Source organism: Paenibacillus qinlingensis (genome assembly GCF_031455095.1).
In the GTDB taxonomy this organism is placed as follows: Bacteria; Bacillota; Bacilli; order Paenibacillales; family NBRC-103111; genus Paenibacillus_E; species Paenibacillus_E qinlingensis_A.
Genome location: NZ_JAVDSB010000001.1, coordinates 561,392 through 574,462, shown reverse-complemented (window position 1 = coordinate 574,462; position 13,071 = coordinate 561,392). Strand labels below are relative to the sequence as shown.

Below are 13,071 nucleotides of genomic sequence, written 5' to 3'. Positions count from 1 at the left end.
CTATCTGCTAAACTGAGGCTCTAAATTCCCCCGCGCTGACGCCCGTATAGTTTTTGAACCGTTTATAGAACCAGTCCAACTCTCCAAAGCCAACCTCTTGGGCAATTTCATATACTTTTTTGTCCGTGAGGCGTAACAATTCTTTGGCTCTCTCCATACGTAGTTGCAACATATATTCATTAAAAGAAATATTCGCATTTGCTTTAAACAGCTTCCCTAAATAATGAGGATTCATATAAACCTGTTGTGCTACGCTCCGCAAACTAATCTGTGTATGAAACTGTTCCTGAACCAGTCTTTTTACGGTATCAAATACTTTATTCGGCTGCTGATCTTTCATGCGATGTAAGAGTTCTAAGACAGCCATACACTTGTCTGCAATGAATTGGTAGAGATCATCACTTGTTTTACTCCGCATGACAAGCTCATAATCGCCTAGCTTATCATCGAACAAGAGCGTTTGGCTTGCTCCAGCATCCTTCACGACATGAGAGAGCTGAAGAAGAATCTCTAAAACATTTACTTTAATGGCCTTTTCTGACAAGAGGCCAGATTTGAACACTTCTTTCAATTGTACAAGCGCTTGTTGCACCTGACTCGACTGTAAGGTTTTCATGGCTTCTATCACATTCACTTCCATGGAATGACACAAATGAGCTTGATCCAAATCTTCTATGGGTTTGGCAGGACTGGTTAAAATCGTATTATGCCCGTTCAGAAACTTCCCATCTAATGCTGCTTCAGCGGATGTAAATGACTCTGCTACTCGTCCCCAAGTCCTTACGGGTTGACCAACACCGATACTGACCGTTTCTTTGACAAATTGTTGGATAGACACGCAAAGCTTTTCCGCCAAGGAAGTTGGGCTAGCCTCACCCTGCAGGCTTTCCTCAGAATGAAGAATCAACAGCGTATATCGTTCCTCCGACTCTTCAAAAACAAAGCCAGCATCACCGCAGATTTCTTCAATGATGTTGCGAATTGCGAATCGTTTTAGTTCCATCTCTCGGTCAGTCAAGTAGGTATGAAGCGCATGGATGAAATCCATCTCTACTAACAAGCAGCAGCTAGAATGCCAATGTTCAGGAATACCCAACAGCTTCGTCTGCTCCTCAAATTCCAGCCTTTTCACTTGGCCATGCACCCAGCGTTTGAAGAATTGATCTCTCAGCGCCGATACACCTAAATTTAATTGTTTACTCGTCTTGTATTTGAGATCTAAATGATCTTTGACCTTGTTCAAGACAGCAACTAGATCATCTTCATCCACTGGCTTTAGCAAGTAATCCTGAACGCCAAGCTTCAGACCTTGTCTGGCGTACTCAAAGTCACCATATCCTGTGAGAATAACCACGGCAGCATCCGAGAACTTTCGCAGTTCTTCTATAAAGGGCAATCCACCCATAACCGGCATGCGAATATCTGTAATGACGAGTGAATAGTAATGGGTTTTCATCATCTCTAGAGCTTGCTGGCCATCTTCGGCTTCCCCTTTAATCTCATATCCGTATTTCTGCCAATCGAGTAAATAGGTTAAGGATGCGCGAGCGATCGGCTCATCTTCGACAATTAATACATCATACATCGGTATCACCTCTTTGGAGTGGCTGCTCTGGAATGATCATAGTTACCTTGGTACCTTGGCCCTCTTCACTTTCAATGAGCAATCCGTACGCTTCCCCATACAGATCCCGCAAACGCCGGTGAACATTCTGTAAGCCGATATGCGCATCGCGCGAAAGCGTACTATCTTCTTGCAACCATCGATGGATTTCGTCTAATCGCTGGGCTGATATGCCCAAACCATCATCTCTAACTATTAGATGTATATGACCATCAATAAATTCGCCGCTGATCCATATCTGGGAGCTAGCTTTTTTGAGTTCAATCCCGTGCGTAATCGCATTCTCCACAAGTGGCTGCAAGCATAGCTTCGGAATCGTCATCCTCATCATTTCAACAGGAATTTGAATATCAAACACAAATTTATCCACATAGCGATAGGATTGCAGCTGCAAATATATTTCAATAAACTCAATTTCCTCGGTTAATGGAATCGTTTGTCCGCCACTCTTGAGCATCATCCGAAATGACTTCGCCAGTAGTCCAACAAGCTGCGCGTTCTCCCGATCACCTGCAATCAGTAACTTCCCACGAATCGTATTTAAAATATTGAATAGAAAATGCGGCTTAATCTGTGCCTGCAAGGCATACAGCTCAACCTCTTTCGTACGAAGCGCTTGTTCCTGGCGATCAATTTCCGATTGATAGCGCTCGTTCACTAGCTGACCTAACCGCTTCACCATCACATTAAAGATTTGACCAAGCTGGGCCACTTCATCTTTTCCTTTCACTTCAATGAAGCTTTGGAAATTATCCTTGTGAACACGTCTCATTTTGATCGAAAGCTCCGTAAATCGGCGTGTTAGCCCTAAGGAAAAAGCAAAAATCAACGCTGCCGAAATCACACAGGCAATGATAAACAATCCGAATGATAAGGATTTCAGTTGGTTGATTTTGGGCATGAGTTCTGTGACCGGAATAAGTGTAATAACTTTCATCCCTTTAACCACATTTCGGGAATTCAGCGTTTGGTAAAGAACCTCATAGGTCTCTTTGCCATCTTTATATTGAAGCTTGCCCTCAGCAGATGTTTGAATTTGCTTAGCAAACGAAAGTTCATCCAGATGTTTAATCGGGTTGGCATCCGAGCTATCAATAAGTACGACACCATCCGGCATTGTGAAAATAAAACGTTTCCCTTTGCTCTCTTCGTGAATGAGTTCATTTAACACACTGACATTCACTTCAATCGACACGACAATTGGGGAGTTCGGATCCTGCTTATTTAATCTTTTGCGTAAGCTGAATACACGTTCCACTGGAAATTCATTCATATAAGAAGCTGTCCAATAGGCACCAAATGGGCTTTGGATGACAGCCTGATACCAATTACTCGACTTCACATCGTTATCAATTAAATGAAAATTTGCGAATACAAATGAAGGATTGTCCGTGTATATGATGAGACGTGATACATTTTGGGTTATCTTCACGGCAGAATCTAAAGGCTCAAAATTGGCAAAATACTCATCATACGCATCCCGCAAATCTGGAAAATGCCTCATCAACATATCTTGCAAGGAAGTATTTAAATACAGGGTATTGGCAATATCCTCATACGAACCTAGTTTATGATCTAGGTTAACACGAACTTGTGACAGCGACAGTGTTGCATTCTCAATAATGTTATCAAAGACAAGATCGCTGCTCCGTTTGACTAGTACATATGTCAAGGAACCCAGGAGAACCAGCATAATAAGTAAATGCGTTATGATAAGCTTTGTGCGGATTTTCATGGTTCTGATCCCCTCGACGCCTCTTGATTAGACGGTTCTTCCCGCCTTCTATGGTAATTCGATATGGCACCAGCTTCCCCTTCATCTCATAGCAAACTCCCTATCTTAGAGCAAGATAAGGAGTTTGCCATTATCCAACTCAACCTTTCTTACTTCCCTAATTTCTTCTGATAGCCAGCATTAAAATCAGCCCACAATTTTGTGAAATCTGCCTCATATGCGGCTAATCCATCTTTGGCAATCGTATCTTTCATGAGCTGCCAATTACTTTCAAACTCTGCTGCATCTTTGGACATCACAACTTTAGGCACTAGTTTACGCCAATCACCACTAATTTTTTGTTGGGGAACCTTCGTGCTATCTGGTGGCGTTAGCTGCCATAAATAACCAGGCACTTTCTCAACTGGCGGCAGGAAGTCTGCCCATACTTTCTTACCGTATTTCGCCAATACTTCCTTGGTCATGGCGTCATAGTTCGCTACAACAGAATCTCTTGTCACTGGTGTCGCGTAGTCGCCATCTCCTAGTTTTGTGCCATTACCCAACGAGAACCAGTCTCCTGCTGTTCCACTGCTGACACTTTTAAGTCCCGATTTATATGCATAGTCAGGATCCGCTGCTACTTTGGCAATTTTGTCCTTCGTTTCTTGACGTTTGCCGTTAACGACTTCGTAATCTGAACCCTCAATACCCCAATGCGTCAAAATTTGCCCTTCATCCGAGAACAGATAATCGATGAATTGAATGATTCGCTCAGGGTTTTTCGCATTCTTTGTAATTACCCACTGACCCGTACCCCCGCCTGTTGGTGTAATGGTATTATTGTGATCCACCGTTCCTTCTTTAAAATAAACCGGAATATGTGCGTAAGCCCGTTCTGGTTTCCCCGCAGCTCGCAGTGATTTCTCTGTATCACCAACGACCCATGACGGTGCAAATGCAGCGAGTACACGCCCTTGCGCCATTTTGGCTCGCATGCCATCCATGTTGAGTGAGAATGTTTCCTTATCCAAGAGACCATTCGTGTACAATTTATTCAGAAATTGATCATACGTTTTGGCATCATCCGAAAGCGGGTTATACGTCACCTTACCGTCGGCAGCGATACGGAAGTTGCCATGATCGGGTAAGCCCGCAGCGAAGGTGATGGGATTGTTAAATTGTGCATCCATAATCCAATCGGCCATAGCCGCTGAATAGCCAATCGTCTCTTTCCCATCAATTTTAGGATGGTTCTTCACGTAATTACTGATGATGTCATATAGTTGATCCAATGTTTTAATTGTCGGATAGCCTGCTTCTTTCAACACATCATATTGAATGATAAAGTTCGGCGAGGCATCGGGTGAAGCTTCTTTGTTCAGAAGCACACTGGATATCGAATCGATTTTGCCATCCTCAGACTTTAAAAGATTAAAATACTCGCCATACTTTGCTTTAATATTCGTGCCGTATTTATCGATCAAATCATTTAATGGAATGATAGCGCCAGCATCCTTGTATTTCTTGATATGCACAGGATCCAAAGGAATAATATCTGGATAATCTCCACCAGCCAACCAAATGTCCCACTTCTGTTTCTCGTCGCCTACGATTAAATCATATTTTAGTGAAACGCCTGTTTTCTCCGTAAGCTTCTTACTAACTGGGTTATCCCATGAGATCTTGTTGTCCGCTGTACTCATGGAGAAGGTAACTGGGGTTACATTCGGTTTCTGTGAGGCTGCTGCAGTTGCCGCTGCTGTGCTTTCCGCTGTTGTTGCCTTTGGCGTAGCGGTTTCTGTATCCGTATTGGAAGACGTGCAACCAGAGAATGTGATTGCAGCCATACAACTCACGGAAAGGAATAGGAAATGACGGGCACTTTTCTTTTTAATCATAGGACACCCTCTCACTTTAAAATTAGTTTTCTATCTGCGGAATGTCATTTCCGTCTGTAATTTCATTTGGTATTGCTCCGTGTCTTATTCTTTCATCGCAGCGATGGTTATTCCTTTAACGAAATACTTTTGCAGGAAGGGATACACGAATAGGATTGGTAAAGTGACAACAATGGTTAATGCGGCACGAATCGATTGCGGACTCAGTTTCGCTACGTTATCAGCCCCCATCTGTGCGGTTGTCGTTGCTGACTGTGAAACCGATTGCAATAATACCTTCATGAGTTCATATTGTAAAAGACTTAATCCCTGATCACGACTCGTGTATAAGTAATTATCAAACCAAGAGTTCCAATGCTGTACGCCAATAAATAAAGTAATCGTTGCAATGACAGGTAAGCTAATCGGAATAATAACGAGGAATAATGTTTGAAATTCATTGGCACCGTCGATTCGTGTAGATTCCACAACCCCCTCCGGCAGTTGCTCGAAATAGCTTCGCATAATAATGACATTATAGACACTTACGAGAATAGGCAGAATGTACACCCAGAAGTGATTCATTAAACCCAAATTCTTAATTAACAGATACGTTGGAATCAGTCCACCATTTACATACAGGGTGATAACGAAGAATACGTTAAACGATTTGCGGAAGATGAACTCCTTGCGACTAAGAGCGAATGCGATCATCGCAGTGCAAACCACACCTAATACGGTACCAACTACGGTCCTCGTTATGGAGATAACAACAGCCATGTATAAATTTTTGTTACTGAACACGTATTCGTAATTAAACGTTGAGAACTTTCGCGGAAACCAAGTCACGCCTCCCTTTATTAAGTCCAATGGTTCATTAAAGGAAATCGCCAGCAGATGAATAAATGGGAAAAGCGTACAGAATCCAAGAGCTGCTAGAAATAAATAATTACATATCGAGAAGACATCATCACTGAACGCACGGTGCCGAAGCATGAACAACCTCCTAACAAATCAACGACTTGCACCTTCTTTTTCTAGAACAACCGACTACCCTCCGTCTTCCGCGCTAAGAAATTTACCGATACAACCAGAGTAATGGCGACGAGCGATTTGAACATACTAATGGCAACACCATAGGAGAAATCACCAATTTCTGTTGAATAGCGCAGCGCATAAAGATCAAGGACCTCTGAACGGCCGATGACCACAGGGTTACCAAGCAAATATTGAGCTTCAAACCCACCTTGAATCGTCCAGCCAAGGGAGATAATAAGCAATAGGATTGCTGTAGGCATAATGCCTGGCAGAGACACATATCTCATTTTTTGAAACCGAGTTGCCCCATCGACATCTGCCGCCTCATAATGCTCCGGGTTCAAGCTGGCAAGCACCGCTAAGTAGATAATTGTGCTCCATCCTAGCTCCTTCCACAAGTTGGCCGCGGTTTGGATGTACCAGAACAGCCCCTCATTCGCCATAAAATAAATCGGTGAATCGATGATCCCCAGCTTCATCAGAAACGTATTGACCATACCGCTATCTGGTGATAAAAAAGTCAGCAGGATGTTAGCAATGACAACCCACGAAACAAAGTGCGGAATATACGTTATGGTTTGAATCGTCCGCTTGAATGCGGTTACACGAACTTCATTTAATAACAAAGCTAGGGTGATAGCCCCGACAAAGCCTGTTAACAAGTTCATGATAGACATGACCATCGTATTTCTAAGTACGTAATAGAAATCTTTGTCCTGAAAAAGCTGCTTGAAATTGTCCAACCCTACGAAAGGACTGTGCCACACCCCTAACCCGAGCTTATACTTCTGAAACGCCATGATCCAACCCCAGAGCGGGCCATAAGCAAATATCAAGGCCCAGATAATGAAGGGCACTGTCATGATTAATAAATATCTCTGCAAATACAGCGTGCGTCCTAATGACCTCCGATGACCCTGATTAGTTCCGACTGTTGACTGCGGTTTTGTCATGATTTTTCCCATCGCGACCTCCTTCCTTACTTCTTCATTATGCGCCCAGAGTGTGAAGCCAACAACCTTACAAACCTCAGTTGACGACCCTAGAAATGAGAGTAGTTGCTCTTTTTATTAATTCAAGGCTCTTCTATTTATAAAAAAAAGCTGCCCGAATTAATCGGACGGCTTTCTGTGAATCGGTATTATCCTGACAATGACTCTTCTCGCACCGAACGTATCGCTAGAGGAACCGCAAATGCCACTAACGTAGCGATCAAACCATATACAAACATGCCATGAATCCCCGTATAGAACACATCCGCTTTCGTCACAATCGACCCCATCACGGTGACACTAACTGCTGTACCGATGTTCCGCGCGAACAGCTGTAGTGAGGTTGAAATCCCCTTTTGATGTGCTTCCACTAACTGTTGAGCACCGATTGTTGATACCGTAAACAGCAGTCCAAACGAAAGTCCTAACATCGTAAGTGCGCTGAATATGTATCCAAAAGAGGTCCCTTACTCAATTAAGAAAAGCATTACCGCGGTTACGACAAGCAATGCGTTCCCCGCTAGCAGCAACGGCTTGTAGCCGAAGCGTATCACCCATTTCCCGCTAGGGACGGCAACTGCCATCCACCCGATGGATGTACCCAGTAATGCAATCCCGCTGATGAACAGAGAGTGCCCTTGATTCTGCAGAAATAAGGGAATAAAACTGGACGTTCCGAAAAGCGCCGCACAGCTGAGAAAAGAACCGCCTATCATCAAGGCCACGGGCCTATTTCGCATTAGCGTCAGTGGAACAAGTGGGGCAGCATGCCCTTTTTCATACAGGAAAAAGACAACTAGCAGCAATACACCAACGCCTCCATACACAAAGGTATAGGAATCGACCACCGTTATTAGTAATAATGACGAAATCCCCGCCGCAAACAGGAGTGCGCCCCAATAATCGATGACGGCTTTCTTCGGTTGATAGACTTCTTTGTATGGCAACAAGGCTAATAAGGCAATCAGACAAATCGGGACGTTTACGAAGAAAATCCAGCGCCAGTTCAAATACGTTACAAAAAATGTGCCTAATGTTGGTGCTAAAATTGCGGATAACCCCCACATGCCCGTGAAAAAAGCTTGCACCTTGCCTCGTTGCTCCACCGGATAAATATCGCCGGCAATAATGGATGGGAATGGCATCATCACCCCTGCACCAATCCCTTGAATCGCTCTGAAAATAATGAGCTGCACCATGCTGTCTGCTAAACCGCAGAGAACTGAGCCCCCAAGAAATAAGAGAATACCCGCCGCATAGATGCGCTTGCGCCCAAATAAATCCGACAATCGTCCTGCCAAAGGAGCAAGTACGGTAGAGAGCACCATGTAGGAAGTAAACGCCCAAGCATACAGGCTGTTTCCACCAATGTCATTCACAATGATCGGCATAGTTGTATTAGCAATTGTCGTATCCATAGACGCGACTAACATGGCCAATACGATACTGACCATCACAGTAGTTCGATTACGCATGATTTTTCCTCCCAAAGCTAACTTTGACACGTCTACCCATTGTACCTGATTCCAGATTTGAAGAATAGCACGATATTTACTTAAAGGACAGGACGAGCTTGGAAAATATATCTTTACAAATCATAGACATGGGAATAAAATTAATCCAATGTGTTTAGTGGGTAATTGAAAAGAGGACATGACAACATGACTTTGAGTATTATTCTAATGGGTGTAATTGTTGGGTTTCTGGTCGGAATGACAGGTGTTGGCGGCGCTTCCTTGCTGACTCCCATCTTAATTTTAATTGGCATTCACCCTTCCATTGCTGTAGGTACAGACCTTCTTTATAACTCAATCACGAAGTTGTTCGGAACGATCCAACATTGGCGGCAGAAAACAATTGATTTTAAACTGGTCAAAATGCTTGCCCTAGGCAGTCTTCCTGGGGTTATACTCGCGGTCGTGTTCCTGAAGGTGTTCGATTCTTTCTTCGACAATCAAGAAGTCATTATCAAGCATGCACTTGGTTATGTATTAATTCTAGTTGCCTTCGCAACGTTGTTTAAGGTGTTCTTCGGACACCGTATGAAAGAAAATCGTTGGCAGCTAAAATCACTCGAAGAGAAACGCTGGCTCACGATTATCATTGGTGCGGTTCTTGGCTTTATTGTTGGTCTTACGTCTATTGGCTCTGGATCCCTATATGCCATTGCTATGCTTTACTTTTTCCGAATGATGCCTGCACAGCTCGTAGGGACAGATATCGCGCATGCCTTCCTACTCGCCTCAACAGCAGGAATTCTACATGCTAGCTTGGGAAATGTGAATTATACGCTCGTCATTAATCTACTCATCGGCTCGATCCCTGGCGTACTTCTCGGAAGTATGCTTGCAACGAAAGCACCTACTAACGTACTACGTACGATTATTGCCAGCTTAGTATTAATTAGTGGATTAAAATTAATCTAACTTTGGAAAGCAGAGCCTTGAGCTCTGCTTTTTTATTTTACCTCGCGTTTCCCGGGAAATAATGCGAGTACGCCGTCAAAAGATTAGCCTATTTTTTGCTAAAAATAGCCTCATGCCTACATCGTGATCCTTGACACTCTCATACCCTGTGAAGAACAACATGTGATTATAAAGGAGCGCTACTGCACATGCAGCGACTAATGTGTAAAGGGAAGATACATCGTGCGACTGTGACGGAAGCCGATTTGGATTATGTAGGCAGCATTACGATTGATGGATTACTGATGCGCAAAGCGAATATTTATCCGTATGAAATGGTGCAAGTCACCAGTCTCCGTAATGCAACACGATGGAAAACCTATGCGATTCCTGCACCAGAAGGTTGTGGCAAGATCGGTTTGAATGGTCCCCCCGCCCACCTCTTCTCTCCGGGAGACCTCGTAATCATTCTCAGCATGGGGCTAATGAACGAAGAAGAAATTCGCTCACTTAAGCCGCAGGTTGTCTTCGTTGATGAGCATAACCAACTTCTTCAAGTAGAGGAACATGATCTAGTTATACAAAGGCAAGAAGAGAAAGCGTATGAGTAAGAGTCATCTTTCCACAAGTAAATGGACGAAATATAAGCTGCTTCGCAAGTCCAAAAAACTTCAAGCTGCGCTGCCAGAAACGGATTGGTTGAGTGTGAGCAGTTTCTGGCGTATGCTGCCCAAATATGGGCAACTCATCTTAAAACCGACTGGCAGCTATGGCGGAAGTGGTGTCCTTCAGGTCAAAACCTCAGGTAACTCTGCTTATGAGGTCCAGGATGGCGCAAAACACCGAACATATCATGATCCTGAGGATCTGAATGCTTTTATTAAGAAAAAAGCAAATAAAAACTACATCGTGCAACAACGTATTCATCTAGCAACCAAGAATGGACGTCCTTTTGATCTGAGAGTGATGGTTCAACGGCATAGCAAATCACCCTGGCAAGTAACCGGCATGTTGGCGAAAGTGGCGGGTAAAGGCTATATCATCACCAATATTCGTAGAAGCGGGGGCCGTGTTGTTACGGTAGAGAGTGCGCTCCGCGGCTCAGAGCTTAAGGACATGCCGACATCCGAGCTGCTTGCGGAGCTGCACAATGTTGCCCTGCGATCAGCCGAGCAGTTAGGTCCATCCTATCGTTGGGTCAAAACAATGGGCATTGATATGGCCTTTGATAAACAAGGGAATGTATGGATTATCGAAGTAAACTTTGCCCCGATGCTTGAATTATTTCTAAGGCTGCCTACAAAAACTGCCTTTCACAAAATAAAATCATTTCATGTTCGCAGGAAACAGCCATGACCGTTCCTGCTAGAGACGCTGAGGAGGCCCACAAATGAAACAATGGGAGCTGCAATGCTCACGATGTTCTGCAAGGCTGCCCTTCCGCTATCAAGACATGAAATGCGCATGCGGCGGCACGTTATTGGTTGACTATGATCTCGAACACGTTGCCAAGACTTTTACGAAAGCTTCTCTACAGCTCCGTTATCCCTCCATGTGGCGATATCAGGAGCTGCTTCCCCTACAGGATAAGGCCAGTATCATCTCCTTAGGTGAAGGCTGGACGCCACTGTTACGTATGCCGACCTGGGAGAGCAAATTATCACTCAAACGTCTGTGGATTAAACGAGAGGAACAAAATCCCACAGGCAGCTTTAAATCGCGCGGATTTTCAGTAGCCGTGTCTTTATTAAAAGAAGCTGGGGCAACGAAAGCCGCTGTTCCCTCCAACGGGAATGCTGCAGGGGCTTTAGCCGCGTATGCAGGAAGAGCTGGTATTCAAGCTTTTGTGTTCATTCCTATGGACTGTCCTTCCCTCATTGTCGATGAGTGCCCTTTGTACGGGGCAACGACAGTGCTGGTCGATGGCTTTATTCATGATGCCGCTGCAATCATTGAGTCGGGCCGCAAGGAGCAAGGTTGGGTGAATGTCGGGACTTTGAAAGAACCTGGCCGAGTTGAGGGTAAGAAAACAATGGGCCTAGAGCTTGCCGAGCAGCTGGGATGGACATTCCCTGATGTGATTATCTATCCCACAGGCGGCGGTTCGGGCATTATAGGTATGTGGAAGTCCTTCTTAGAATTGAAGAAACTCGGCTTTATCGAAGGCGATATGCCTAGATTCGTCTGTGTGCAAGAGTCAGGTTGCCAACCCATTGTCGATGGTCTAGGTCAACCGATGGCCGTGACGCCAACGCATGACAGTGATGCTTCGTTGGCTCCGGAGCCGCACAAAATCATCCCCAACCCGACAGGAATGCGCGTACCAAATCCCCCGGATTTGGAGTTGCTTCTGTCGATTGTGAAGCAAAGTGGCGGAACCGCTATCGCGGTTTCCAAAGAACAAATTGCCCAAGCCACGCAAAGCTTGGGGGCAGAGGGCATTTCCTCTTCCCCCGAGGGCGCAGCAACCTGGGCAGCGATGCTAGTCCTTTGTGACACAGGGTGGCTTCGCTCCACCGATTCTGTGGTATTATTCAACACTTCCCATGCGATGAAATATGCGAAGTTGGGTGCCAGCGCAGCGATTCCGATCATAAAGACTTATGAGGAGTTTATGGTATATCGGAATATTTGAAGAGATACTTGTAACGGTGATTAATACGCGGCTGAGACGGCTATTTGCGATGTCTCACAGCCTACATGGTCTACCAAAAAAATCGAGCCACCCAAAATGGGTGGCTCGCATAGTAACTAAGTATTTACTTGACCTAAATTATTTTCCTCATACAATCGGTACATCGCTTGAATCAGGGGTTCTGCAGGGTCACGATTCAGTAAATATAACGTCATTAAATATTGCAGGGGTAATGCACATGTATTATTGCCATCCTCTACAGCTACGAAGCCAGCCTCAAGTACGGGGCCATGCTCCTCATGCAGCTCTAGATCTACATAAATCTTCTGTTCAGGGAACTCCTCACGTACGGCAGCCGCGCAATAAGGAACAATATGCTTGTCCAGTAATTCTTTGGCTTCATCTTCGGATTGCGGTGGATTCGGAAGCAGATGACTCTCGTCACTTCTCAATAAATCTACGAAGAATGAGGACAACCATAATCCTGCATTAGGGTTCGTTTGGAAATTACGCATAATTTCATTCAAGAAAAATCCGCAAGCTGTGGACTTCTCGTCTTTTTTGAGGGTAAAAGCAAACATCGGACCGTAAGTCGGGTTATTCCCAATTTGCCCATCGACTTCATATTCAGGGAATTGTTCTTTCACAATCTCTTGGATATGTTGAAACCATGTAATAATGACTTGGGCCTGATCACGTTCCGGATCATGTTCAATCTCTTCGGTTGCTTGTGTTTCGATATCTTTGTCTGTCATTGTCGTATAGCCTCCTGAATCATTCTTA

The 13,071-nt window shown here is 44.4% G+C and carries 10 protein-coding genes and 1 pseudogene; 4 read left to right on the top strand and 7 right to left on the bottom strand.

The genetic code is table 11. The features are described from left to right. Nucleotides 1-7: 7 nt before the first annotated feature. The 6 genes and pseudogenes from J2736_RS02370 to J2736_RS02345 all read right to left on the bottom strand — a co-directional run bounded on the left by J2736_RS02370 (nt 8) and on the right by J2736_RS02345 (nt 8,723). On the bottom strand, nt 8-1,585 hold the full coding sequence (locus tag J2736_RS02370; protein ID WP_310223166.1) for a response regulator: 1,578 nt from the start codon (nt 1,583-1,585) through the stop codon (nt 8-10). Beyond that, complete coding sequence (locus J2736_RS02365) at nt 1,578-3,359, bottom strand: sensor histidine kinase (RefSeq protein WP_310223164.1); 1,782 nt, start codon at nt 3,357-3,359, stop codon at nt 1,578-1,580. The genes J2736_RS02370 and J2736_RS02365 overlap by 8 nt, the downstream gene beginning before the upstream one ends. A 149-nt stretch (nt 3,360-3,508) precedes the next feature. Then, nucleotides 3,509-5,239: an extracellular solute-binding protein gene (locus J2736_RS02360; protein WP_310223162.1), complete on the bottom strand. Its 1,731-nt coding sequence runs from the start codon at nt 5,237-5,239 to the stop codon at nt 3,509-3,511. Nucleotides 5,240-5,323: 84 nt separating this feature from the next. Beyond that, the gene (locus J2736_RS02355; RefSeq protein WP_310223160.1) at nt 5,324-6,214 is read right to left on the bottom strand and encodes a carbohydrate ABC transporter permease; all 891 of its coding nucleotides are present in this window, start codon (nt 6,212-6,214) and stop codon (nt 5,324-5,326) included. A 41-nt stretch (nt 6,215-6,255) separates the two neighbouring features. Continuing rightward, entirely contained in the window at nt 6,256-7,221 is a 966-nt protein-coding gene (locus J2736_RS02350; RefSeq protein ID WP_310223158.1) for an ABC transporter permease, read from the bottom strand. A gap of 176 nt (nt 7,222-7,397) precedes the next feature. Then, a pseudogene (locus J2736_RS02345) lies at nt 7,398-8,723 on the bottom strand (MFS transporter). 186 nt (nt 8,724-8,909) lie between these two features. Here J2736_RS02345 and J2736_RS02340 point away from each other — a divergent pair. The 4 genes from J2736_RS02340 (at nt 8,910) to J2736_RS02325 (ending at nt 12,288) form a co-directional block, all read left to right on the top strand. Beyond that, entirely contained in the window at nt 8,910-9,674 is a 765-nt protein-coding gene (locus J2736_RS02340) for a sulfite exporter TauE/SafE family protein (protein WP_310223156.1), read from the top strand. 188 nt (nt 9,675-9,862) lie between these two features. Beyond that, nucleotides 9,863-10,264, top strand: coding sequence for an aspartate 1-decarboxylase (gene panD / locus J2736_RS02335; protein WP_310223154.1), 402 nt, complete (start codon nt 9,863-9,865; stop codon nt 10,262-10,264). Next, nucleotides 10,257-11,009 (top strand): YheC/YheD family protein, encoded by a 753-nt coding sequence (locus tag J2736_RS02330; protein ID WP_310223151.1) that lies wholly within the window; start codon nt 10,257-10,259, stop codon nt 11,007-11,009. The genes panD and J2736_RS02330 overlap by 8 nt, the downstream gene beginning before the upstream one ends. Nucleotides 11,010-11,043: 34 nt before the next feature. Further along, nucleotides 11,044-12,288, top strand: a complete 1,245-nt coding sequence (locus tag J2736_RS02325) for a threonine synthase (protein ID WP_310223149.1) — start codon at nt 11,044-11,046, stop codon at nt 12,286-12,288. 116 nt (nt 12,289-12,404) lie between these two features. Here J2736_RS02325 and J2736_RS02320 read toward each other — a convergent pair whose 3' ends face one another. After that, nucleotides 12,405-13,043, bottom strand: coding sequence for a hypothetical protein (locus J2736_RS02320; RefSeq protein ID WP_310223147.1), 639 nt, complete (start codon nt 13,041-13,043; stop codon nt 12,405-12,407). Nucleotides 13,044-13,071 lie beyond the last annotated feature (28 nt).

Excerpts from the sequence above, each read along its gene's own strand:
- J2736_RS02370 (WP_310223166.1), bottom strand. The coding sequence starts at position 1,585 with ATGTATGATGTATTAATTGTCGAAGATGAGCCGATCGCTCGCGCATCC.
- J2736_RS02365 (WP_310223164.1), bottom strand. The coding sequence starts at position 3,359 with ATGAAAATCCGCACAAAGCTTATCATAACGCATTTACTTATTATGCTG.
- J2736_RS02360 (WP_310223162.1), bottom strand. The coding sequence starts at position 5,239 with ATGATTAAAAAGAAAAGTGCCCGTCATTTCCTATTCCTTTCCGTGAGT.
- J2736_RS02325 (WP_310223149.1), top strand. The coding sequence starts at position 11,044 with ATGAAACAATGGGAGCTGCAATGCTCACGATGTTCTGCAAGGCTGCCC.
- J2736_RS02320 (WP_310223147.1), bottom strand. The coding sequence starts at position 13,043 with ATGACAGACAAAGATATCGAAACACAAGCAACCGAAGAGATTGAACAT.
- panD (WP_310223154.1), top strand. The coding sequence starts at position 9,863 with ATGCAGCGACTAATGTGTAAAGGGAAGATACATCGTGCGACTGTGACG.
- J2736_RS02340 (WP_310223156.1), top strand. The coding sequence starts at position 8,910 with ATGACTTTGAGTATTATTCTAATGGGTGTAATTGTTGGGTTTCTGGTC.
- J2736_RS02350 (WP_310223158.1), bottom strand. The coding sequence starts at position 7,221 with ATGGGAAAAATCATGACAAAACCGCAGTCAACAGTCGGAACTAATCAG.
- J2736_RS02355 (WP_310223160.1), bottom strand. The coding sequence starts at position 6,214 with ATGCTTCGGCACCGTGCGTTCAGTGATGATGTCTTCTCGATATGTAAT.
- J2736_RS02330 (WP_310223151.1), top strand. The coding sequence starts at position 10,257 with ATGAGTAAGAGTCATCTTTCCACAAGTAAATGGACGAAATATAAGCTG.